General features: G+C 71.7%; 18 protein-coding genes. 11 read left to right on the top strand and 7 right to left on the bottom strand.

Annotation, left to right across the window (positions count from 1 at the left end; translation table 11 throughout):
• The first annotated feature begins 20 nt into the window (after window positions 1-20).
• Window positions 21-2,192 carry a 3-hydroxyacyl-CoA dehydrogenase NAD-binding domain-containing protein gene (locus ACQUQD_RS06740; RefSeq protein WP_428951031.1) on the top strand — a complete coding sequence of 724 codons (2,172 nt, stop codon included), beginning with the start codon at window positions 21-23 and terminating at the stop codon, window positions 2,190-2,192.
• 37 nt (window positions 2,193-2,229) lie between these two features.
• Here ACQUQD_RS06740 and ACQUQD_RS06735 read toward each other — a convergent pair whose 3' ends face one another.
• Complete coding sequence (locus tag ACQUQD_RS06735) at window positions 2,230-2,979, bottom strand: MerR family transcriptional regulator (protein ID WP_428951030.1); 750 nt, start codon at window positions 2,977-2,979, stop codon at window positions 2,230-2,232.
• A gap of 316 nt (window positions 2,980-3,295) precedes the next feature.
• On the opposite strand from ACQUQD_RS06735, the gene ACQUQD_RS06730 reads away from it, so the two are divergent.
• The 3 genes from ACQUQD_RS06730 (at window position 3,296) to ACQUQD_RS06720 (ending at window position 6,185) form a co-directional block, all read left to right on the top strand.
• Window positions 3,296-4,768 (top strand): amino acid permease, encoded by a 1,473-nt coding sequence (locus tag ACQUQD_RS06730; protein ID WP_428951029.1) that lies wholly within the window; start codon window positions 3,296-3,298, stop codon window positions 4,766-4,768.
• A gap of 211 nt (window positions 4,769-4,979) precedes the next feature.
• Window positions 4,980-5,252 carry a hypothetical protein gene (locus ACQUQD_RS06725; protein ID WP_428951028.1) on the top strand — a complete coding sequence of 91 codons (273 nt, stop codon included), beginning with the start codon at window positions 4,980-4,982 and terminating at the stop codon, window positions 5,250-5,252.
• 93 nt (window positions 5,253-5,345) lie between these two features.
• Complete coding sequence (locus ACQUQD_RS06720) at window positions 5,346-6,185, top strand: oxygenase MpaB family protein (RefSeq protein ID WP_428951027.1); 840 nt, start codon at window positions 5,346-5,348, stop codon at window positions 6,183-6,185.
• Between the two features lie 194 nt (window positions 6,186-6,379).
• On the opposite strand, the gene ACQUQD_RS06715 is transcribed toward ACQUQD_RS06720, so the two are convergent.
• Entirely contained in the window at window positions 6,380-7,855 is a 1,476-nt protein-coding gene (locus ACQUQD_RS06715) for a M1 family metallopeptidase (RefSeq protein ID WP_428951026.1), read from the bottom strand.
• Between the two features lie 201 nt (window positions 7,856-8,056).
• Between ACQUQD_RS06715 and ACQUQD_RS06710 the strand changes: the two genes are divergently transcribed.
• The 3 genes from ACQUQD_RS06710 to ACQUQD_RS06700 all read left to right on the top strand — a co-directional run bounded on the left by ACQUQD_RS06710 (window position 8,057) and on the right by ACQUQD_RS06700 (window position 13,062).
• On the top strand, window positions 8,057-10,027 hold the full coding sequence (locus tag ACQUQD_RS06710) for a Xaa-Pro dipeptidyl-peptidase (RefSeq protein ID WP_428951025.1): 1,971 nt from the start codon (window positions 8,057-8,059) through the stop codon (window positions 10,025-10,027).
• Window positions 10,024-11,307 (top strand): M14 family metallopeptidase, encoded by a 1,284-nt coding sequence (locus ACQUQD_RS06705; RefSeq protein ID WP_428951024.1) that lies wholly within the window; start codon window positions 10,024-10,026, stop codon window positions 11,305-11,307. Before ACQUQD_RS06710 ends, ACQUQD_RS06705 begins: the two co-directional genes overlap by 4 nt.
• Before the next feature lie 135 nt (window positions 11,308-11,442).
• Complete coding sequence (locus ACQUQD_RS06700; protein WP_428957471.1) at window positions 11,443-13,062, top strand: BCCT family transporter; 1,620 nt, start codon at window positions 11,443-11,445, stop codon at window positions 13,060-13,062.
• 72 nt (window positions 13,063-13,134) lie between these two features.
• Here ACQUQD_RS06700 and ACQUQD_RS06695 read toward each other — a convergent pair whose 3' ends face one another.
• Window positions 13,135-14,082, bottom strand: coding sequence for an FAD-dependent oxidoreductase (locus ACQUQD_RS06695; RefSeq protein ID WP_428951023.1), 948 nt, complete (start codon window positions 14,080-14,082; stop codon window positions 13,135-13,137).
• A 66-nt stretch (window positions 14,083-14,148) separates the two neighbouring features.
• Here ACQUQD_RS06695 and ACQUQD_RS06690 point away from each other — a divergent pair, with 66 nt between their 5' ends.
• Together ACQUQD_RS06690 and abc-f are read left to right on the top strand one after the other, a co-directional pair.
• On the top strand, window positions 14,149-15,183 hold the full coding sequence (locus ACQUQD_RS06690) for an oxidoreductase (RefSeq protein ID WP_428951022.1): 1,035 nt from the start codon (window positions 14,149-14,151) through the stop codon (window positions 15,181-15,183).
• Between the two features lie 49 nt (window positions 15,184-15,232).
• Window positions 15,233-16,870 (top strand): ribosomal protection-like ABC-F family protein, encoded by a 1,638-nt coding sequence (abc-f, locus tag ACQUQD_RS06685; protein ID WP_428951021.1) that lies wholly within the window; start codon window positions 15,233-15,235, stop codon window positions 16,868-16,870.
• A gap of 88 nt (window positions 16,871-16,958) precedes the next feature.
• Here abc-f and ACQUQD_RS06680 read toward each other — a convergent pair whose 3' ends face one another.
• The 3 genes from ACQUQD_RS06680 to ACQUQD_RS06670 form a co-directional block, all read right to left on the bottom strand.
• A complete protein-coding gene (locus ACQUQD_RS06680; RefSeq protein ID WP_428951020.1) occupies window positions 16,959-19,352 on the bottom strand; it encodes a Tex family protein in 2,394 nt (797 codons plus the stop codon).
• Between the two features lie 85 nt (window positions 19,353-19,437).
• Window positions 19,438-19,572 carry an LPFR motif small protein gene (locus ACQUQD_RS06675; RefSeq protein WP_428951019.1) on the bottom strand — a complete coding sequence of 45 codons (135 nt, stop codon included), beginning with the start codon at window positions 19,570-19,572 and terminating at the stop codon, window positions 19,438-19,440.
• Between the two features lie 82 nt (window positions 19,573-19,654).
• Complete coding sequence (locus ACQUQD_RS06670) at window positions 19,655-20,530, bottom strand: SCO6745 family protein (protein ID WP_428951018.1); 876 nt, start codon at window positions 20,528-20,530, stop codon at window positions 19,655-19,657.
• 116 nt (window positions 20,531-20,646) lie between these two features.
• Between ACQUQD_RS06670 and ACQUQD_RS06665 the strand changes: the two genes are divergently transcribed.
• Together ACQUQD_RS06665 and ACQUQD_RS06660 are read left to right on the top strand one after the other, a co-directional pair.
• Entirely contained in the window at window positions 20,647-21,618 is a 972-nt protein-coding gene (locus tag ACQUQD_RS06665) for a GlxA family transcriptional regulator (protein WP_428951017.1), read from the top strand.
• A gap of 19 nt (window positions 21,619-21,637) precedes the next feature.
• Window positions 21,638-22,273: a DJ-1/PfpI family protein gene (locus ACQUQD_RS06660; RefSeq protein WP_428951016.1), complete on the top strand. Its 636-nt coding sequence runs from the start codon at window positions 21,638-21,640 to the stop codon at window positions 22,271-22,273.
• On the opposite strand, the gene ACQUQD_RS06655 is transcribed toward ACQUQD_RS06660, so the two are convergent.
• Window positions 22,260-23,030 carry an enoyl-CoA hydratase/isomerase family protein gene (locus ACQUQD_RS06655; protein ID WP_428951015.1) on the bottom strand — a complete coding sequence of 257 codons (771 nt, stop codon included), beginning with the start codon at window positions 23,028-23,030 and terminating at the stop codon, window positions 22,260-22,262. The two genes, ACQUQD_RS06660 and ACQUQD_RS06655, sit on opposite strands and share 14 nt — an antisense overlap.
• Window positions 23,031-23,060: the final 30 nt, after the last annotated feature.

Raw genomic sequence — 23,060 nt, 5'->3', positions numbered from 1 at the left:
CTGACTTCACGGAGACCGACATGACCGCAAGCACGACCATCCGCTGGGAACAGGACGACACCGGCATCGTCACGCTCGTCCTGGACGACCCGAACCAGTCCGCGAACACCATGAACCAGGCGTTCAAGGACTCCATCGCCGCGATCGCCGACCGCGCCGAGGCCGAGCGCGACTCGATCCGGGGCATCATCTACACCTCCGCCAAGAAGACCTTCTTCGCGGGCGGCGACCTGAAGGACATGATGAAGGCCGGGCCCGAGGACGCCCAGGCCGTCTTCGAGACCGGCACCGGCATCAAGAACTCGCTGCGCCGCATCGAGACGCTCGGCAAGCCGGTCGTGGCCGCCATCAACGGCGCGGCCCTGGGCGGCGGTTACGAGATCGCCCTCGCGAGCCACCACCGCGTCGCACTCGACGCCCCCGGCTCCAAGATCGGCCTGCCCGAGGTCACGCTCGGCCTGCTCCCGGCCGGCGGCGGCGTCACCCGCACCGTCCGCCTCATGGGCATCGCCGACGCCCTCCTCAAGGTCCTCCTCCAGGGCACCCAGTACGCCCCGAAGCGCGCCCTGGAGAACGGCCTGATCCACGAAGTGGCCGCCACCCGCGAGGAGATGATCGAGAAGGCCCGTGCCTTCATCGACGCGAACCCCGAGTCGCAGCAGCCCTGGGACAAGCCCGGATACCGCATCCCCGGCGGCACCCCGGCCAACCCGAAGTTCGCCGCGAACCTCCCGGCCTTCCCGGCCAACCTCAAGAAGCAGCTGAACGGCGCCCCCTACCCGGCCCCGCGCAACATCCTCGCGGCCGCCGTCGAGGGCTCCCAGGTCGACTTCGCGACGGCCCTGACCATCGAGGCCCGCTACTTCACCGAGCTGGTCACCGGCCAGACCGCGAAGAACATGATCCAGGCGTTCTTCTTCGACCTCCAGGCCGTCAACTCGGGCGCCAACCGCCCCAAGGGCATCGAGCCCCGCAAGGTCCGCAAGGTCGCCGTGCTCGGCGCCGGCATGATGGGCGCCGGCATCGCCTACTCGTGCGCCCGCGCGGGCATCGACGTCGTCCTCAAGGACGTGTCCGCCGAGGCCGCGGTCAAGGGCAAGGGCTACTCCGAGAAGCTGTGCGCCAAGGCCGTCTCGCGGGGCCGCACCACCCAGGAGAAGGCGGACGCGCTGCTCGCCCGCATCACGCCCACCGCCGACCCGCAGGCCCTGGCCGGCTGCGACGCCGTCATCGAGGCCGTCTTCGAGGACCCCTCGCTGAAGCACAAGGTGTTCCAGGAGATCCAGCACGTCGTCGCCCCCGACGCGCTGCTGTGCTCCAACACGTCCACGCTGCCGATCAGCGTCCTCGCCGAAGGCGTCGAGCGGCAGGCCGACTTCATCGGTCTGCACTTCTTCTCGCCCGTCGACAAGATGCCGCTCGTCGAGATCATCAAAGGCGAGCGCACCGGTGACGAGGCCCTGGCCCGCGCCTTCGACCTCGTACGGCAGATCAACAAGACGCCGATCGTCGTCAACGACTCGCGCGGCTTCTTCACCTCGCGCGTCATCGGCCACTTCATCAACGAGGGCGTCGCCATGGTCGGCGAGGGCATCGAGCCCGCGTCGGTGGAGCAGGCGGCGGGCCAGGCCGGCTACCCGGCGAAGGTGCTCTCCCTGATGGACGAGCTGACCCTCACCCTGCCCCGCAAGATCCGCAACGAGACGAAGGCCGCGATCGTCGAGGCGGGCGGCACCTGGGCCCCGCACCCGGCCGAGGGCGTCATCGACCGCATGGTCGACGAGTTCGGGCGCACCGGCCGCAGCGGCGGCGCGGGCTTCTACGAGTACGGCGAGGACGGCAAGCGCGCCGGGCTCTGGCCGGGCCTGCGCGAGCACTTCACCAAGCCCGGCAGCGAGATCCCGTTCAAGGACATGCAGGAGCGCATGCTCTTCTCGGAAGCGCTCGACACGGTGCGGCTCGTGGAGGAGGGCGTCCTGACGTCCGTCGCCGACGCCAACATCGGCTCCGTCTTCGGCATCGGCTTCCCCGGCTGGACCGGCGGCGTCCTCCAGTACATCAACGGCTACGAGGGCGGCCTCACCGGATTCGTCGCCCGGGCACAGGAGCTGGCCGAGCGCTACGGCGACCGGTTCCTGCCGCCCGCGCTGCTGGTGGAGAAGGCCGAGAAGGGCGAGACCTTCACCGACTGACGCCGGACACGGCGGGAGGCGTTCCCACCCGAGGCGGTCAGCCCTCGGCGCGGAACGCCTCCCGCAGCTCCTCCTTCAACGACCGCTGGAACGCCGTCACCAGCGCCTGCACCACCATCGGCTGCATATGGGCCGAGAGCGACTTCATCGCCGCGAGATGCTCCGGATCCGACTCGCGCTCCCGGTAGGGCCCCCACACCTCGTCGCGGAACAGCCGCGACAACTCGTGCGCCGCCTGGCGGGTGTGCTCCATCAGGACGGTGCGCGCGGCCAGGATCGTCTCGTGCGCGATCGGTACGTCGAGCAGCTGCACGCCGAGCCGCAGCAGACCGACATCCACGCGGTACGTGTCCGCGTCCTCCGTGTAGGCGACGACGCCCATGGCCGACAGCCGGTCCACATCCGTGCCGGACAGGGCGCGGCCCGCCCGGCGCTCCAGCTCGCCGCGCGTCATGTCCTCCGCGGCGTCCGGCGCCCAGGTCGCCACCAGCGCCCGGTGGATGGCCAGATCGTGCGCGCTCAGGTCGGGCGGCAGCTGCTCCAGGTACCGCTCGATCGCGGCGAGGGTCATGCCCTGGTGCTGCAGCTCCTCGATCAGCGCGAGCCGCGACAGATGGTCCTGCCCGTAGTGCCCGACCCGGCGCGGACCGATCACCGGCGGCGGCAGCAGCCCGCGCGTGCTGTAGAAGCGGATCGTGCGGACCGTGACGCCCGCGCGCGCGGCCAGCTCGTCGACGGTCAGCGTGGGGGCCGACGCCGCCTCGGCGTCCTCGATGTCCGTCGTCATGTCCGCCTCGCGGGTCGCTCTCGTACACGTACGTGCAGCTGTCAATCAGGTTCAACAGTATTGCTGACACACCGATGTTGTGAAAGTGTCCCGCCCGGCCCAACTCGGCGCCTTATACGCCTGACCGGGCGTCCTGTACAGAGCGATCCCGTCATGTGAGAAGAACCGCTATGTGATCTCCGCCACCGCGTGCCCGGTGATCTCTGGGGGAAGGTGCACAGTCGGTCCGCGCACTGTCAGGGGTGTCGCGGACCGGAGCACATCCGGACCCCGGTGACCTGCGCGTCTCCGGGCACCACAGAGTGGACACCCCCACGTGAGCAAGGACGCCGTCACCACGGCCCTGGACGCATCCCCCACGGATGCCGCCCAGGCGCCCGCCGACGCGGGCGACGCCGGTTACAGCAAGGACCTCAAGAGCCGCCACGTCAACATGATCGCGATCGGCGGCGCGATCGGTACCGGACTCTTCCTCGGGGCCGGTGGCCGCCTCCACTCGGCGGGCCCCGCCCTCGTCTTCGCGTACCTCGTCTGCGGAGTCTTCGCGTACCTGGTCGTACGCGCCCTGGGTGAGATGGTCGTGTACCGGCCCTCGTCCGGCTCGTTCGTGTCGTACGCGCGCGAGTTCCTCGGCGAGAAGGGCGCCTATGTCGCCGGTTGGATGTACTTCCTGAACTGGTCGATGACCGGCATCGCCGACATCACGGCGATCGCGCTCTACACCCAGTACTGGAGCGCCTTCACCAGCATTCCGCAGTGGGTGCTGGCGCTGATAGCCCTCGCGGTCGTGCTCGGCGTGAACCTCATCTCCGTGAAGTACTTCGGCGAGATGGAGTTCTGGTTCGCGATCATCAAGGTGGCGACGCTCGTCGCCTTCCTGTTCGTGGGCATCTTCCTGGTCGCCACGCAGCACCCGGTCGACGGCCACACACCGGGCCTGCACATGATCACGGACAACGGCGGCTGGATGCCCAGCGGCACCATGTCGGTCATCCTCGTGATGCAGGGCGTCGTCTTCGCGTACGCGGCCCTGGAACTGGTGGGCGTCGCGGCCGGCGAGACGGCCGAGCCGCACAAGATCGTCCCGCGCGCCGTGAACTCGATCATGTGGCGCGTCGGCCTCTTCTACTGCGGCTCGGTGCTGCTGCTCGCCCTGCTGCTGCCGTCGTCCGTGTACAAGGACGGCGAGAGCCCGTTCGTCACCCTGTTCTCGAAGCTGGGCGTCGGCGGCATCGGCGACATCGTGAACCTGGTCGTGCTGACCGCCGCCATGTCGTCGCTCAACTCCGGGCTGTACTCCACCGGCCGCATCCTGCGTTCCATGGCGATGTCCGGCTCCGCGCCGAAGTTCACCGCCCGGATGAACCGCAGCCAGGTGCCCTACGGCGGCATCCTGCTGACCGCCGGTGTCGGCGTCCTCGGTGTCGGCCTGAACTACCTGCTGCCGCACGACGCGTTCGAGATCGTCATCGAGATCTCCTCGATCGGCATCATCGGCACCTGGGTCATGATCATGGTCGCGCACCTGGCGTTCGTCCGCCGGGCCAAGCAGGGCCTGGTCGAGCGGCCGAAGTTCCGCCTGCCCTGGTCCCCGGTCACCGAGATCGTCACGATCGTCTTCCTGCTGCTGGTCCTCGGCCTCATGTGGAACGACGCGGAGACCGGCCGCAAGACGCTCTGCCTGATCCCGCTCGTCGCGGTGCTCCTGGTCGCCGGCTGGTTCCGCGCCCGCCGCGGCATCGAACAGCGGGCGGCGCAGCAGAACGCGGGCGCGACCAAGGGCGACTAGCCCACCCGCCGTTGTCGGTGCCGGCCCCTACGGTGGCGTCATGTCGGAGATCACGTATGTCCGGGGTGACGCCACCGTGCCGTTGGGCAAGGGCAGGTAGAGCCGCTGATCGCCGAGCGGATCGTGGCCCGGGGGATACCGGTCGCGGTGTACGGGCACGACGGCTGAGCGGGCGCGTTGCGGCGGTGGGCCGTGCGGGTAGGACTCAGGCATGGCCCTGGTTCCGTGGGACGTTCACTTCAAGACGGGTCAACTGGCCGTTTTCGCGGCCGCGTTGGCGACGGCGCTCGTCACCTCCGTGAGGCTGCGGCCCGGCCCGGAGGCCCCGGCGCCACCGGCGCCGCCCGTGCGGCTGCGGGCCCAGGTCGTCCCGACCCACAGCACCCCGGCCGACGCCGAGCACACCGCCGCGGTCACCGACCTGTGCACCTGCGTCGCCGAACTCGCCTCGGACCTGGCCAAACGCTACGGCGGCGAGCTCTAGACCGGGCCGCGCCGGGGGTGCGTACCGGCCGCGCGGGCGGCGCATACTGGGTCGACAGGCACCATCGGCCCCGCGCGCCCCAAGGGAAGCGGCATGAAACAGCACGACCCGGACCCGGCACCGCCCCCGCCCGGCGGGATCCTCTGGGACACCGCGGGTGACGTCCGCTCGCTGCTCGCGCTGCCCGCCGCGTTCGTCCTCCAGGTCGCGCACCCGGCCGTCGGTGCCGGGGTCGACGACCACTCGGTGTTCCGGACCGATCCGTGGGGCCGGGGCCGGCGCTCGCTCACCTCGGTCCTGATGTGGGTCTACGGAGGCGAGGAGGCCGTCGAGGAGGGCCGCAGGCTGCGCCGCCTGCACCGCACGATCCAGGGCACGGACCCGCACGGCCGGCGCTACCACGCGCTGACCCCCGCGTACTACGCGTGGGTCCACGCCACCGGCTACCCCGTCGCCCGCTACGCGCGCCGCTACTTCGCCCGCCCCTTCACACCCGACGAGGACGAGCGGTTCTACGCGGAGTGGCTGATGGTCGGGCGGATCCTCGGCATCCACGACCGGGACATGCCGCAGACGACGGCGGAGTTCTGGCCGTACTACCGCACGGTGCTGGCCGAGGAGATCGGGCAAAACGCGGTGGTCGACGAGCTGATCGCGCGGGACCGGGCGATTCCGGCCCCGCCGGGCCGAGGCGTCCTGAGGGTGCTGTGGCCCCTCCTGCGCCCCGTCCTCACGCGCGTGCTCCGGTTCCTGTCGATCGGGCTGCTCCCGCCCGAGGCGCGCGAGGCCCTTCACCTCCGGTGGACGGCCGGGCAGGAGCGCCGCCTGCGTCTGCTCGGCGCCGTCGTCCGGTCCGTCGTGCCGCGCCTGCCGGAGCGGTGCCGGTTTCTTCCCTTTGCCCAGCGGGCGCGGGCGGCTGCTCGTCTGCCGTGAGCGGTCGCGTCGCCGACTGCGGGCCGGTGGTCCGTCCTCGCGCAGTTCCCCGCGCCCCTGGAGATGCGCACTTCGTGCGCGATCTCCATCGATGAAGGCGAGCGGCGAAGCCGCAGCCTTCAGGGGCGTGGGGAACTGCGCGACCGGCCACGACGCAACGTGCACCCACCGCACGACGGCCGACGGCAGACGGGTCAGTGCTCCCCGTGCACCCCGTTCGTGGCAGCGATCTGCTTCCACGACTTGGGCTGGTGCGGCGCCGCCGCGGCGCGGGCGGCAGGAGCCGCCGGCTTCGACGGCTGGTAGAGCCACGTGTCGAACAAGGACGCCAACGGCTTGCCCGAGACCTTCTCCGCGTACGACACGAAGTCGGAGACGGACGCGTTGCCGTACGCGTGAGCCGTCGGCCAGCCCTTCAGGATCTTGAAGAACTTCTTCTCGCCGACCGCGTTGCGCAGCGCCTGGATCGCGACGGCGCCCCGGTCGTACACGGCCGCGTCGAACTGGTTCTCCGCACCCGGGTCACCCGGCTTGACGGTCCAGAACGCGTCGTCCGCCGGGTGCTGCGCGTACACGTAGTCCGCGAGCTCCTGGGCCGTGCCCTCGCCCTCCTTCTCCGACCACAGCCACTGGCTGTAGCGGGCGAAGCCCTCGTTGATCCAGATGTCCTTCCAGTTGTCGACGGAGACGCTGTCGCCGTACCACTGGTGCGCCAGCTCATGGACGACCACCGACACGTTCGAGCCGCTCGCGAACTGCTTCGGCGAGTAGAAGGGACGCGTCTGCGTCTCCAGCGCGAACGACGACGGCACGTTGGGGACGTACCCGCCGAGCGCCTCGAAGGGGTACTTCCCGAAGACCGACTCCAGCCATTCCGCGACCTCGGTCGTGCGCTCCACGCTCGCCTTGGCCGCGCCCTCGTTCGCGCCGAGGTCCTTGCTGTAGGCGTTGACGACCGGCAGGCCGTCCGCGGTCGTGTCGGTCGTGATGTCGAACCTGCCGACCGCCAGCGTCGCCAGGTACGTGGCCTGCGGGTGGCTGGAGCGCCAGTTGAAGCGGGTCCAGCCCAGCTTCGAACTCTGCGACTGCAGCGTGCCGTTGGAGATCGCCTGGGTGCCGTCCGGCACGGAGACCGACACGTCGTACGTCGCCTTGTCGCGCGGATGGTCGTTCGACGGGAACCACCAGGCCGCCGCCTCGGGCTCGTTGGCGGCGACGCCGCCGTCCGGGGTGCGCTGCCAGGACGTGAATCCCCACAGCTTCACCTCGGACGGCTTGCCCGCGTACTTCACGACGACCGTGAAGGGGGTGCCCTTGGGCAGCCCGGCCGCGGGCGTCACCTCCAGCTCCTGCACATCGGACTTGGTGAACGCGGCTTTCCTGCCGTTCACCCTGACCTCGCTCGCGGTGAGCCCGAGGTCGAGGTTGAACCGCGACAGGTCCTGCGTGGAGGAGGCGAGGATCGTCGCCGTGCCCTCCAGCAGGTCCGTCTTCGGCTGGTACTTCAGACGCAGGTCGTAGTGGGAGACGTCGTAGCCGCCGTTCCCGTACATCGGGTAGTAGGGGTCGCCGATGCCCGAGGCCCCGGGCTCGAAGTCGGCGGCCGATGCCGGGATCGCCAGCAGGAGGGAGGCCGCCAGCGCGCCAGGGGCGATGAGTCTGCGGTACACGAAAACTCCAAGTCGTAGGGACAGGCCGAGGATTGATCTCGTCCGCGAGCCTATTCAGCACCTCGTGCCCCGGTCGTGTCCATGGCCGCAGCTGTCACACGATCGCCATTCGGCCGACATGTGCCTTCCTGCCCCAAGCGCCTGTCATCGGCGCGTTCGGCCCTCTGTCGCACAGGAGTTGACCCGTGTACCTTCCGCGCCATGCCGATACCTGCCCGACGCACCCACCGCCTCTGGAGAACGTTCGCAGCCGCGGCCACCGCCGCCCTGCTCGCCGTTCTCGTCGTACCCGGCGCCGCACAGGCGGCACCCGCCTCCCGCGCGTCGCAGCCCGTCTACTCCTACGAGAACGCGATCCGCGAGTCCGTCTGGGTCGACACCCGTGTCGACGGGGACGACGACGGAAAGACGGACCGGGTCGCCGTCGACATCGTCCGCCCGCGCGAACCCGCCGCGCAGGGCCGCAAGATACCCGTGATCATGGACGCCAGCCCGTACTACTCCTGCTGCGGGCGCGGCAACGAGAGCCAGCTCAAGACGTACGACGCGCACGGCAATGTCGTCCAGATGCCGCTCTACTACGACAACTACTTCGTGCCCCGCGGCTACGCCTTCGTCGCCGTCGACCTCGCCGGGACCAACCGCTCCGACGGCTGCGTCGACGTCGGCGGCCGCTCCGACATCCAGTCCGCCAAGGCCGTCGTCGACTGGCTGAACGGACGCGCCAAGGGCTACACCACCCGCGCCGGCACCGACCGCGCCCAGGCTTCCTGGACCAACGGCCGCACCGGCATGATCGGCAAGAGCTACGACGGCACCATCGCCAACGGCGTGGCCGCCACCGGGGTCGAGGGCCTGAAGACCATCGTCCCGATCGGCGGGATCTCCTCCTGGTACGACTACTACTTCCAGCAGGGCGCCCCGCTCTACGACTCCGGACCCGAGTGGCTCTCCGACTACGTCGAGAGCCCGGAGGCCCGCACCCGCTGCGCCGCCGTGCAGAAGCGACTTGTCGACGAAGCGCCCCGCAGCGGCGACTGGACCTCGCTGTGGCAGGAGCGCGACTACGTCAAGGACGCGCACAAGGTGAAGGCCAGCGTCTTCGTCGTGCACGGCATGCAGGACCTGAACGTCCGGGCCAAGCACTTCGGCCAGTGGTGGGACGCCCTCGCGAAGAACGGTGTCGAGCGCAAGATCTGGCTGGCGCAGACCGGACACGTCGACCCCTTCGACTTCCGCCGCGGCGCCTGGGTCGACACCCTGCACCGCTGGTTCGACCACGAACTCCTCGGCTACGACAACGGCATCGACCGTGAGCCGATGGCCGACATCGAGCGCACGCCGGACCACTGGACCACCGACCGGGCCTGGCCCCCGAGCACGACCGCGACCACCGCGCTGCGTCCCGGCAAGGGCGCCGCCGCGGGCGTCGGCACCCTCGGCCTCACCCCGGGCCGCGGCACCGAGACGTTCACCGACGACCCGGCCCTGAGCGAGACCGACTGGGCCGCGCAGATCGACACGTCGACACCCGGCAAGACAGGGTTCATCAGCCGCCCGCTCGGCAAGGACCTGCGGCTGTCCGGCTCCTCCAAGGTCACCGTCACCGCGACCCCGACCACGGCGAGCGCGCACCTCAGCGCCGTCCTCGTCGACCTCGGCCCGGCCACGATCCGCGACTACGCGGGCGCCGGCGAAGGCATCACGACGCTCACCGAGCGCAGCTGCTGGGGCCCGAGCACCACCGGTGACAGCTCCTGCTTCAAGAACACCGCGACCGCCACCGCCGACGTCAACTCCACGATCTTCAGCCGTGGTTGGGCCGACCTCGGCACCTACGCGAACCCGGACAAGGGCCGCCCCCTCACCCCCGGCAAGCCCTACACCGTCACGCTCTCGCTCGCGTCGAGCGACCACGTCGTGCCGGGGGGCCACCGGCTCGCCCTGATCGTCGCCGGAACGGACAAGGACCTCATCGACCCTCCGTCGACCAGGCCGGCCCTCACGCTCGACCTGTCCCGCACCGTGGCCCGCGTCCCCGTCGTCGGCGGCGCGGCCGCCTTCGCCGCGGCCACCGCCGGATCCCACCACGCCACCCCCCACTCGACCGCGGCCGACGGCCTGACCACGTTCCGCCAGGACCGCCCCGTCCCGGGAGGCAGCAACCGATGAAACCCCGCACGCGGGCCCTCGGCCTCGCCACCGCCGCGGCGGCGCTCGCCGCGCCCCTGGTGGCGAGCGCCCCCGCCCAGGCCACCTCCACCGCTCCCCGCACCGGCTTCGAGCAGACGAACGGCGCCCGCTGGACCGGCCAGGCCGAGGAGCAGCGCCTCCTCGCCACCGTCGACAAGGCGTCCGACCGGGTCACCGTCTCCCGCATCGGCACGACGAAACAGGGTCGACCGCTGCAACTCGTCCGCATCGGCGAGCACCGCACCGCGAACACCGTGCTGCTCATCTGCAGCCAGCACGGCGACGAACCGTCCGGCCGCGAGGCCTGCCTCACCACGATCCGCGACCTCGCGTACGCCAAGGACCGGGCCACGCGAACCTTCCTGGCCCGCACGACCCTGCTGGTCGTGCCGACCGCCAACCCCGACGGCCGCGCCGCCGACACCCGCGGCAACTCCGACGGCGTCGACATCAACCGCGACCACATCGCCCTGCAAACGGCGGAGGCGCGCGCGATGGCGGCCGTCATCCGCGACCGAAGGCCCGACGTCATCTACGACCTCCACGAGTACGGGGCCACGCCCCAGTACTACGACAAGGCCCTCTTCGACCTGTGGCCGCGCAATCTCAACACCGACAGCGCGGTCCACGACGAGGCCGAGACCCTGTCCCTGGACTACGTCCGCCCGGCCGCGAACGCCGCCGGGCACTCCACGGGCACGTACGGCATCTGGACCGACCCGGTCACCGGCGACCCGATCAAGCAGACCGCGGGCGACGGGCAGGAGCGCATCCTGCGCAACGTCTCCGGCGTCAAGCACGCCGTCGGCCTGCTCATCGAGAGCCGCGTCGACCCCGGGACGCCCGCCGAGGAGGCCGACCCTGCGCTGAACAACCGACGCCGCCGCGACTCCCAACTCGCGGCGCTCCGAGGCCTGTTCCGCTTCACCGGGGAGCGGGCCGGCCGGATCGAGGCGGCGACGGGCGCCGCCCGCGTCGCCGGCTTCCGCGACACCGGACCGGTCTACGTCGGCGGCGCCGACAACGACCCGGCCGAGCCCGCCGAGATCATCCAGGACCCGCCCTGCGGCTACCGGCTCACCGCCGCCCAGTACGGCGAGTTCAAGGACGAACTGGCGCTGCACGGCATCACCGTCCGGAAAACGGGCAAGGGAGCCTATGTGCCGCTCCGGCAGTCCGAACGGGCCCTGGTGGCACTGCTGCTCGACGCACGTGCGCCCTACCACTTGACGGAAGGGGCGCCCGACAGCAGCTGTTGATCGAGTGTCGGACGTGTGGGGCGCGTCGTATGTGGTAGGTCCTCAAGGGTGACAAACCCTCAGGAACCACCCAGCGACGCGCCCCTCGCCGAAGAGGGCGCGACAGGCGGCCGGAGCCCTTCCACCGACCGGATCGTGTTCGGCGTCACCGCCGTGCTCACCCTGGCCTTCGTGGTCTGGGGCTCCGTCGCCACCGACAACCTGGAGAGCGTCTCCACCAGTGCCCTCAACGGGCTGATGCACAACGGCGGTTGGGCCTTCATGCTGGCCGCCACCGGCTTCGTGGTCTTCGCGCTGTGGCTGGCCGTCAGCCGCTACGGGAAGATCACCCTCGGCAAGGAGGGCGAGGAACCGGAGTTCCGCACGGTCTCCTGGGTCGCCATGATGTTCAGCGCCGGCATGGGCATCGGCCTCATGTTCTACGGCGTGAGCGAACCCCTCGCGCACTTCTCGACGCCCCCGCCGGGCACCGACCCGGCCGATGCCGCCGACGCCATGGAGACGGCCATGGCGACGACCCTGTTCCACTGGACCCTGCACCCGTGGGCGATCTACGCGGTGGTCGGACTCGCCATCGCGTACAGCACGTTCCGGCGCCGCAGGCGGCAGACCATCTCCTCCGTCTTCGTCCCGCTCATCGGCGAGAAGCACGCGCACGGGGCGTGGGGCAGGGTCATCGACATCCTCGCGATCTTCGCCACGCTCTTCGGCTCCGCGGCCTCGCTCGGTCTGGGCGCGCTGCAGATCGGCTCCGGCTTCGAGGTCCTGAACTGGATGGACAAGGCGAGCACGGCGCTGCTCGTCTCGATCATCGCCGTCCTCACCGTCGCGTTCGTCGCCTCCGCCGTCTCCGGGGTGGAGAAGGGCATCCAGTGGCTGTCGAACATCAACATGGTCCTCGCGCTCATCCTGGCGGTCTTCGTCTTCGTCGCGGGCCCCACGATCATCGTCCTGGACCTCCTCCCCACGTCCATCGGCGCCTACCTCGGTGACCTGCCGCAGCTCATCGGCCGCACCGAGGCCTCCAGCGGCAAGGGCGTCGCCGACTGGCTCGGCAGCTGGACGGTCTTCTACTGGGCGTGGTGGATCTCCTGGACGCCCTTCGTCGGCATGTTCATCGCGCGCATCAGCCGCGGCCGCACGATCCGTCAGTTCGTCGGCGGCGTCATCCTCGTCCCGTCCACCGTGAGCCTCATCTGGTTCGCGATCTTCGGCGGTACGGCGATGAAGATGAAGGAGCACGGGCAGCTCGGCGGCGCCGACACTCCGGAGGCCCAACTCTTCGGTGTGCTGCACGAGTTCCCGATCGCCACGGCGTCGAGCCTGCTGGTCATGATCCTCGTCGGCATCTTCTTCGTGTCCGGCGCCGACGCGGCCTCGATCGTCATGGGCACCCTGTCGCAGAAGGGGGCGCTCGAACCCGGCCGGTTCGTCGTCATCTTCTGGGGCGTGGTCACCGGCGCGGTGGCGGCCGTCATGCTCCTCATCGGCAACGGCTCCGGCAACGCGCTCACCGGCCTGCAGAACCTCACGATCCTCGTGGCGGCGCCCTTCACCCTGGTGATGATCGGCATGTGCGTGGCCCTCATGCGCGATCTGCGCCGGGACCCGCTCATCGTCCGCGGCGACATGGGCAACGAGGTGGTGGAAGCGGCCGTGGTCGCCGGACACGAGCAGTACGGCGGCGAGTTCGAGATCCGCATCGGTCCGGGCGACGGGCCGGAGACGGAGGGCGATCCGATCGGCAAGCACTGAGTCCGCGCGGACGGGGGCACGGCAGGCGGCTGACCGTGCCCCCGTCGACGCCGGCTCGTCCGGCCCCGGCCGTCAGCCGTCAGCGCCCTCGACCAGCCGGGCCGCCTCCTCCGCACACCCCCACGCCACCGTCACCCCGGCACCCCCGTGCCCGTAGTTGTGCACCAACACCCGCCCGGACGGGGTCACTTCACGCTCGATGCGCACCGCGGGACGCGCCGGACGCAGCCCCACCCGATGCCCGAGCACCCGCGCCCCCGCGATCTCCGGACGCACCGCCGCGCACCGCGCCACGATCGCGTCCGCCACCGCCGGGTCCGGTTCCAGGGACCACGCGTCCTCCTCCGCGGTACCGCCCAGCAGCAGCCCGCCCGGCTGCGGGAAGAAGTACGTCGTCGCGTCCGAAGCCGGATCGGCGGCCGTGAACCAGGTGCGGACCCCGGGGTTCTCCACGACCACCAACTGCCCGCGCACCGGCCGCACCGCCGGGTCCGGCACCACGTCCCGGGCGCCCAGACCCGTGCAGTTCACCACGACCGGCGCCGCGGCCGTCGCCTGCGTCAAGGATGTCACCGAGCGCCGCTCGACCGGCACCCCTGTCGCCGTCAACTCCCCGTGCAGCCACGCCAGATGCGCCGGCATGTCGATCAGCGGCAGCCGCGCCGCGAGACCCCGGTCGGTGTCGCGCAGCCCCGCCACCTCGCCCGCCCACGCACCGAGCCCGTCCAGCCGGGTGCCCGCGTGTACCCCCTCGACCATGCGTACGCCGGTCTCCGCCGCGCGCCCCGCCCACTCCTCGTACCGGCGCAGCGAGCGCACCGACCACGGACCCACCCGCTCGACGGGGTCGATCCGGTACGGCCACCACAGGGCGCCCGCGACGGCCGAGGTGGTGCGCTGCGCCGGGTCCCGCGACCACATGCGCACCCGGTGGCCGCGCCACGTCAGAACCAGGGCGGTGGCCAGCCCGATGACCCCGCCGCCGACCACGATCACTTCGCCGCTCGCCTCACTGTCCACGCCCGGACCGTAGCGGAATGTGTCATGCCGTGCTCACATCGGGTGCCAGGTGGGGATACTCACCTTATGTCTGCCGAGTACGCGACCTTCGGACTGGCACCGGCGATGCGTGCCGGGGGAGTTCTCGCCAACGGTGACGTCCAAGTCCACCGGGACTTCGTGGACTTCATCGTCGACGGGCGTCCGCTGCTGTTCCAGCTTTCCGACCTCGACGCCGTCTCCCCGCTGGCCGCCGACATCCCGCCCGCCATCTTCACCGACCACGTCCGAAGCCTGCTCCTGGAGGCCGAGGCGCCCCTCGCCCACGGCCGCTACGTCATATACGGCTGTCCCGAGTGCGAGGGGCTGGAATGCGGCGCCGTCACCGCGGTGATCGAGCGCGCCGGCGACGGCAGCGACGACTACGTGTGGCGCGACTTCGCCTGGCAGACCGACGAGCACGCCGACCTGGAGCTCAACGGCTACCACGGCATCGGCCCGTTCCGCTTCGAGGGCACCGCGTACCGCGCCGCCCTGGGCCGCCTGCTCGGCGGAGCGGCCGGGACCGCCCCGCGCCGCCGCGTGCTGCTCATCGGCGCCCGCGTCGCGGTCCTCGCCAAGCTCGCCGCCGCCCTGCGCAGCATCGGCATCGGCGCCGAGATCACCCAGGACGCGTCCGGCGTATCGGCCGAGGAGCTGCGCACCTACGGGGCCGTCGCCTTCGGCCGCGCCGTCGACGAGGACCGGCGCGCCGCGGTGCGGCGCCAGTTCGAGCAGGCGGGCGCCGACCCGGCGTACGTCGAGGGACTCGCGCCGATCATCCCGCTGCTCGTCGCCCAGATCGAGGCCGCGCTCGACCGCAGCCCGCAGGAACAGCGCCGCCTCACCCGGCTCGTCGCCGCCGACGGGGAGGCGGGCATCGAGGTCACCTCCACCTGCCGGGTGCAGCTCGTCTCGTACCGTCTGGACCGTCTGTACCGCCCCCGCACCCACGACGTCTTCGACGAGGTGCTCGGCCCCGGACGGCACCGGATCCCGCTCGACGGCAGGGCCACCAAGGGAGAGTCCTTCCTCGTGGCCCGCACCACCGGGAGCGTGCTGGTGGCGCCGATGGCGCGCTGACCGCCCGGACCGGGCCGATCCCTGTGCCCCGATTAGGATCGACCCCCTGATGACTGCCACCCTCGTAGCCAAGAACCTCGCCGCGGGACACGGGGACCGTGCCCTGTTCGCCGGGCTCGACCTCGTCGTCGCGCCCGGCGACGTGATCGGACTCGTCGGCGCCAACGGCGCCGGGAAGTCCACCCTCCTGCGGCTCCTCGCCGGACTCACCACCCCGGAGGAGGGCGAGCTGCGGCTCTCCCCGCCGACCGCGACCGTGGGCCACCTCCCGCAGGAGCCGGACCGCAGGCCCGGCGAGACCGTCCGCCAGTTCCTCGCCCGCCGCACCGGCGTCGACGAGGCCCAGCGCCTCATGGACGAGGCCACCCAGGCCCTCGTCGACGAGGCTCCGGGCGCCGACGACGCGTACGCGACGAGCCTGGAGCGGTGGCTGAACCTCGGCGGCGCCGACCTCGACGAGCGGGCCGACGAGGTGGCCGCGCAACTGGGCCTCCAGATCGGCCTCGACCAGACGATGACCTCGCTCTCCGGCGGCCAGGCGGCCCGCGCGGGGCTCGCCTCGCTCCTCCTGTCCCGCTACGACGTCTTCCTCCTGGACGAGCCGACCAACGACCTCGACCTGGACGGTCTGGAGCGCCTGGAGACGTTCGTCCGCGGGCTGCGCGCGGGCACCGTCGTCGTCAGCCACGACCGCGAGTTCCTCACCCGCACGGTGACCAAGGTCCTCGAACTCGACCTGGCCCAGCAGCAGATCAACCTCTACGGAGGAGGCTACGACGCCTACCTGGAGGAGCGCGAGGTCGCCCGGCGGCACGCCCGCGAGGAGTACGAGGAGTACGCGGACAAGCGCTCCGCGCTCGAAGGCCGCGCCCAGATGCAGCGGTCCTGGATGGACAAGGGCGTCAAGAACGCCCGGCGCAAGGCCACGGACAACGACAAGCTCGGCCGCAAGTTCCGCAGCGAGTCCAGCGAGAAGCAGGCCGCCAAGGCCCGCCAGACCCAGCGCATGATCGAACGGCTCGATGTCGTCGAGGAGCCCCGCAAGGAGTGGGAGCTGCGCATGGAGATCGCCTCCGCGCCCCGCTCGGGCGCGGTGGTCGCCTCGCTCAGGGACGCCGAACTCCGTCGCGGCGACTTCCGTTTCGGGCCGGTCACGCTCCAGATCGACTGGGCGGACCGGGTCGCGATCACCGGTGCGAACGGCTCCGGCAAGTCGACGCTGCTCGGCGCTCTGCTCGGCCGGATCCCGCTCGACTCGGGGCACGCGACGCTCGGCTCCGGCGTCGTGGTCGGTGAGGTCGACCAGGCCCGCGCCCTGTTCCACGGTCCGCAGACCCTGCTCGACGCGTTCTGCGAGGCCGTCCCCGACACCGAACCGGCCGAGGTCCGCACCCTGCTCGCCAAGTTCGGCCTGAAGGCGGACCACGTCCTGCGCGCTGCGGCGACCCTCTCGCCCGGCGAACGCACCCGCGCCGCGCTCGCCCTCCTTCAGGGCAGGGGCGTCAACCTCCTGGTCCTGGACGAGCCGACCAACCACCTCGACCTGCCGGCGATCGAACAGCTGGAGTCGGCCCTCGCGTCGTACGAGGGCACGCTGCTGCTGGTCACGCACGACCGGCGGATGCTCGACGCGGTGCGGACCGACCGGCGGCTGCTGGTGGCCGACGGCAAGATCACGGAGGGCTGAGCGGGAGCGCCGCCGAGGGGCGCGGGGAACTGCGCGACCGGCCATGAACCGGCCGCCGGTTCCCCACGCCCATCACCCCCTACGGCACCTAGGCCAGCCCTGCCTTGCGCAGCGCGTCGGCCATCGCGGAGTTGGCCGGCGCGGCCGCGGGCCGCCCCTTGCCGCCACCACCGGAGCCGCCGCGGCCACCACCGGAGCCACCGCCGGCCCCGCCACGGCCACCGCCCTGCCGGGACTTCTGCTGCGGCGGACGACGATCGCCGCCCCGCTCTCCCCGCCCTCCGCTCCCGCCCGAGGGCTTCTCGTCGTCGAGGCGCAGCGTCAGCGAGATCCGCTTGCGCGCCACGTCGACCTCAAGCACCTTGACCTTCACGATGTCCCCGGGCTTCACGACGTCGCGCGGGTCCTTCACGAACGTACGGGACAGGGCCGAGACGTGCGCGAGCCCGTCCTGGTGCACACCGATGTCGATGAACGCCCCGAAGGCCGCGACGTTCGTCACGACACCCTCCAGGATCATCCCCGGCTCCAGATCGGAGATCTTCTCCACGCCCTCCTTGAAGGTGGCCGTCTTGAAGGCGGGCCGCGGGTCGCGCCCCGGCTTCTCCAGTTCCTTCAGGATGTCCGTCACGGTCGGCAGACCGAACGTCGTGTCCACATAGTCACCGGGCTTCAGCGAGCGCAGCGTGCCCGTGTCGCCGATCAGCGAACCGACCTCGCCACCGGTCGACTTCGCCATCCGCCGCACCACCGGATAGGCCTCCGGGTGCACCGACGACGCGTCCAGCGGGTCGTCGCCGCCCCGGATGCGCAGGAAGCCCGCGCACTGCTCGTACGCCTTCGGGCCGAGCCGGGCGACGTCCTTGAGGCCCTTGCGATTGCTGAACGGGCCGTTGGCGTCGCGGTGCGCCACGATGTTCTCCGCGAGCCCGGCGCCGATGCCGGAGACCCGGGCGAGCAGCGGGGCCGACGCGGTGTTCACGTCCACGCCCACGCCGTTCACACAGTCCTCGACCACGGCGTCCAGGGAGCGCGAGAGCTTCACCTCGCTCAGGTCGTGCTGGTACTGGCCGACACCGATCGACTTCGGGTCGATCTTGACCAGTTCGGCGAGCGGGTCCTGCAGCCGACGGGCGATGGAGACGGCGCCGCGCAGCGACACGTCCATGTCCGGCAGTTCCTGCGAGGCGAACGCCGACGCCGAGTACACCGAGGCGCCCGCCTCGGAGACCATCACCTTGGTGAGCTTCAACTCCGGGTGCTTGGTGATCAGTTCACCCGCGAGCTTGTCGGTCTCGCGCGACGCCGTGCCGTTCCCGATCGCGATCAGGTCGACCGCGTGCTCCTTGGAGAGCTTCGCCAGCTTGGCGATCGCCTCGTCCCAGCGGTTGGCCGGCACGTGCGGGTGGATGACATCGGTCGCCACGACCTTGCCCGTCCCGTCGACCACCGCGACCTTCACGCCCGTACGGAAGCCGGGGTCCAGGCCCAGCGTCGCGCGCGTGCCCGCGGGCGCCGCGAGCAGCAGGTCCCGCAGGTTCGCCGCGAAGACCTTGACCGCCTCGTCCTCGGCGGCCGTACGGAGCCGCAGCCGCAGGTCGATGCCGAGGTGCACCAGCATGCGCGTGCGCCAGGCCCAACGGACCGTGTCCTGCAGCCACTTGTCACCCGGACGCCCCTGATTGCGGATGCCGAACCGGTCGGCGACGATCGGCTCGTACGAGCTGGGGCCGTCCTCGACCGGCTCCTCGGGCTCCAGGACGAGCTCCAGCACGTCCTCCTTCTCGCCGCGCAGCATCGCCAGGATGCGGTGCGAGGGCAGCTCCTTGAAGGGCTCCGCGAAGTCGAAGTAGTCGGCGAACTTGGCGCCCGCCTCCTCCTTGCCGGACTTCACCTTCGCGGCGAGGCGCCCGCGCACCCACATGCGCTCACGCAGCTCACCGATCAGGTCGGCGTCCTCCGAGAAGCGCTCGGTGAGGATCGCGCGGGCTCCGTCCAGCGCGGCCTGCGGATCGGCGACGCCCTTGTCGGCGTCCACGAACGCGGCCGCGGCGGCGAGCGGGTCCACCGACGGGTCGCCGAGCAGGCCCTCCGCCAGCGGTTCGAGGCCCGCCTCGCGCGCGATCTGCGCCTTCGTGCGCCGCTTCGGCTTGAACGGCAGGTAGATGTCCTCCAGGCGCGCCTTGGTGTCGGCGGCGCGGATCTGCGCCGCCAACTCCTCGGTCAGCTTGCCCTGCTCGCGCACCGAGTCCAGGACGGCGGTGCGCCGCTCCTCCAGCTCGCGCAGGTACCGCAGCCGCTCCTCCAGGGTGCGCAGCTGGGCGTCGTCCAGGGACTCCGTCGCCTCCTTGCGGTAGCGGGCGATGAAGGGCACCGTCGAGCCGCCGTCCAGCAGCTCGACGGCGGCCTTCACCTGCCGCTCCCGTACGCCGAGTTCCTCGGCAATCCTGCCTTCGATGGACCCAACAGTGGGTGTCGCCACGATCCCGTACCGCCTATGTCGACTGAGGTTGCGCGGCAATTGTGGCAGGTGGCGCCGACAACGGAGGATCAGGGCGCCGACCTGCTCACACGTGGTGCGTGCGGTGGCCCGAACGGGAGGCGCCGCCGAAGAGGCGGCCGAGCGCGCGGAACGGCAGCGTCACCACGGTGGCGACGGCCCCGCCGGTCTGACGCAGGACATCGGCGATGGCACGGAACATGGGAGGCGCTCCTCTCGTTGTCCGGCCGGGGTGGCCGGATCCGTCAGGAGCGCCGGGTACCGCGCAGCGCCGTGCTCATGCCTCAGGCGGCCTTGCCGATGAGATCCGCGGGGAACGCCCCGTTGCCGAACGCTGTCCCGATGAACCCCGTGGCCAGCTCGGTCAGCCGGGCCACGCCCGCGTCCCCGAGGTGGTCGTAGGGCGCCCGGTCGAGCACGTCGGTGCGCTCCTCGATCGCGGCGCGCAGGCCCGCGCCCTCCTCGGTCAGCGTCAACTCCTCGTCCGCGGTGAGCAGTCCCCGCGCGCGCAGCCGCTCGGCGGCCCGGTCGAACTCGTCCCTGGACCAGCCGCGCGTGGCGAGCAGCCACTTCGGGGCCATGCCCTTGCCGGTCGCGACATGGCTGACCAGCGCCTCCACCGGGTCGAGTTCGGCGGCGAGCAGCGCGGCGAGGTGCCCGTCGCCGCGGTGCTCGCGCAGCAGCGTCGCCGCGTGCCAGTACGCCAGGTGCGGCGCCTCGGGGACGGGCAGGTCGGCGTGGGCCGCGTACAGGGGGCGGGCGTGTCGCGTGCACGCCTGTGTGGCGCGCAGCGCCAGCTCTGCGGCCTCGGCCATCTCGGGGGAGGCGAGCACGTCCTCGCCCAGGAGGCGGCGCAGCGTCGCGTCGACGGCGCGCAGGCGGGCCGCGAGGACCGTCTCGGGGGAGGCGGTCCGCCACACCGCGGGCACGTGCCGGGCCACGAGGTCGTGCTTGAAGTTGTAGAAGGCGGCGGTCACCGTACCGGCGCCGACCGCCCCCAGGGCCGCGGACCGGGCGGCGAAGTAGGCGGCGCTGCGGTCCGTCACACCCACCGCGGCCAGTTCCTTGCCCAGGTCGGGCGAGAAGTAGTGGGTCGAGTGGAACGGGTTGAGGACGTTGTGACAGTGGCGGGCGGCGCGCGGGCGCGGGTCAGCGGTCATGCCGACACGTTACCGACCGGTTGGTACGCGCAGGGAGGCAGGGGAGGCGGCCATGGCAGGAAAGGTGGGCTGCTCGTCATTGCAGCCATGCGCGATGCCCCCGAACAATGAGGGACATGTCGCCCCGCACCGTCCTGGTCCTCCTCTTCGACGGCGTCCAGAGCCTCGATGTCACCGGCCCCGTCGAGGTCTTCGCCGGCGCCGCGCTCGCCGCGGGCTCCGCCACCGGCGCGTACCGGGTCCGCACGGCCTCGCCCGACGGCGCACCGGTCCGTACGTCGAGCGGCCTGACCCTGGTCCCGGACCACGCCCTCGCGGACGCCCCGGCCCCGCACACCGTGCTGGTCCCGGGCGGCCAGGGCACGCGCCGCCCCGACCCGCGCCTGATCGACTGGCTGCGGACGCACGCCCCGCACGCCCCGCGGATCGTCTCGGTCTGCACGGGCGCGATCCTCCTCGCGCGGGCGGGCCTCCTCGACGGCCGCCGGGCCACCACCCACTGGGCGTACTGCGAGCGGCTCGCCCGTGACCACCCGGCGATCGACGTCGACCCGGACCCCATCTACGTACGCGACGGGAACGTGGCGACGTCCGCCGGCGTCACCGCGGGCATCGACCTGGCCCTCGCGCTCGTGGAGGAGGACCACGGCAGGGACACCGCCCTGACGATCGCCCGCCACCTCGTCGTCTTCCTGCGACGCCCGGGGAACCAGGCCCAGTTCAGTGCCCAGCTCGCGGCCCAGACGGCCCGCCGCGAGCCGCTGCGCGAGCTCCAGCAGTGGGTCACCGAGCACCCCGACGACGATCTGACGGTGGAGTCGATGGCGGCCCGCGCCCGCCTGTCCCCGCGCCACTTCGCCCGCGCCTTCCAGGCGGAGACGGGCCTCACCCCCGGCAGATACGTGGAACGCGTCCGTGTCGAGCACGCGCGCCGTCTGCTGGAGGACACCACCGACGGCGTCGAGGAGATCTCCCGGGCCAGTGGCTACGGCACCCCCGAGGCGATGCGCCGCGCCTTCCTCAAGACCCTGGGCACGCCCCCGGCGGAGTACCGCCGCCGCTTCCGCGCCCCGGCCCCCGCACACTGACCCACCGAAGGGAAACACCGTGCAGATCGCCGTTGTCCTGTTCGACCGCTTCACCGCGCTCGACGCCGTCGGCCCCTACGAGACCCTCGGCCGCCTGCCCGACGCGGAACTCGTCTTCGTCGCCGAGGAGCGGGGCCCCGTCCGGAGCGACACCGGCGCCCTCGCCCTCGTCGCCGACAAGGCCTTCGCCGAGGTCCCGCACCCGGACATCGTCGTCGTCCCGGGCGGGCCGGGCCAGACCCCGCAGATGGAGAACGAGACCCTCCTCGCCTGGCTGCGCGCGGCCGACGCGACCAGCACCTGGACGACCTCGGTGTGCACGGGCTCCCTGCTGCTGGCCGCCGCGGGCCTGCTGGAGGGGCGCCGGGCCACCTCGCACTGGCTCGCCCTCGACGTCCTGAAGCAGTTCGGCGCGCGGCCGACCGGCGAGCGCGTCGTCATCGACGGCAAGTACGTCACCGCGGCCGGGGTCTCGTCCGGCATCGACATGGGTCTGACCCTGCTGGGCCGGATCGCGGGCGACGAGCACGCCCAGGCCGTCCAGCTGCTGACCGAGTACGACCCGCAGCCGCCCTACGACGCGGGCTCGCCGCAGAAGGCCCCCGCGCACCTCGTCGAGGAGTTCCGAGGCAAGAGCCGCTTCATCCTGACGTAGCCGGCACGGTCCAGCCGAAGCGCGGCGCCCTGCGCTCCAGGAACGCGGCGACACCCTCCCCGGTGTCGCCGCTGCCGCGCGCCTGCCCGGCCCAGTACCCGTCCCGGTCGGTGCGCCCCGCCACGAACTCCTTCGCCGCCGCCTGCGTCAGCAGCGAGCGGCCGGCCAGGACGCGGGTGAACGCGGCCACCCGCTCGTCCAGTGCGGGCCCGTCCAGGACCTCGTCCACGAGCCCGGACCGCAGGGCCCGCTCCGTCCCGATCAACTCGCCGGAGAACAGCAGGTACTTGGCGGTCGCCGGCCCCACCAGCGCCGTCAGACGCCGCGTCGACGACGCCGGGTAGACGATCCCGAGCTTCGCCGGAGTCACCCCGAACAGGGCGCTTTCGGCGGCGAACCGCAGATCGCAGGCGGCCGCCAGCTGACAGCCGCCGCCCACGCAGAAGCCGCGCACCACGGCCAGCGTCGGTTTCGGGAAGGCCGCGAGCGCCTCCTCCGCCGCGACGGCGAGCCGCTGCGCGGCGCCCGCGTCCTCGCCGAGCGTGGAGATGTCCGCCCCCGCGCAGAAGGTGTCACCGGCGCCGGTCAGCACCAGGACCCGCACGGCCGGGTCCGCCGCGAGCTCCGCGAGGAGCGGGGGCAGGGCGGCCCACATGGTGTCGGTCATGGCGTTGCGCCTGGCCGGATGGTCGATGACGACGGTGGCGACCCCGCCGGTGACGGTGTGCGTGAGCTGCTGCGAGGACAAGGGAGCCATGCGCCGGATGCTATCCGCCGGTGTCGAACG

Source organism: Streptomyces sp. cg35, from assembly GCF_050410835.1.
GTDB lineage: Bacteria > Actinomycetota > Actinomycetes > Streptomycetales > Streptomycetaceae > Streptomyces.
The sequence above is the reverse complement of the archived record's forward strand: the minus strand, read 5'-3'. Positions and strand labels throughout refer to the sequence as shown.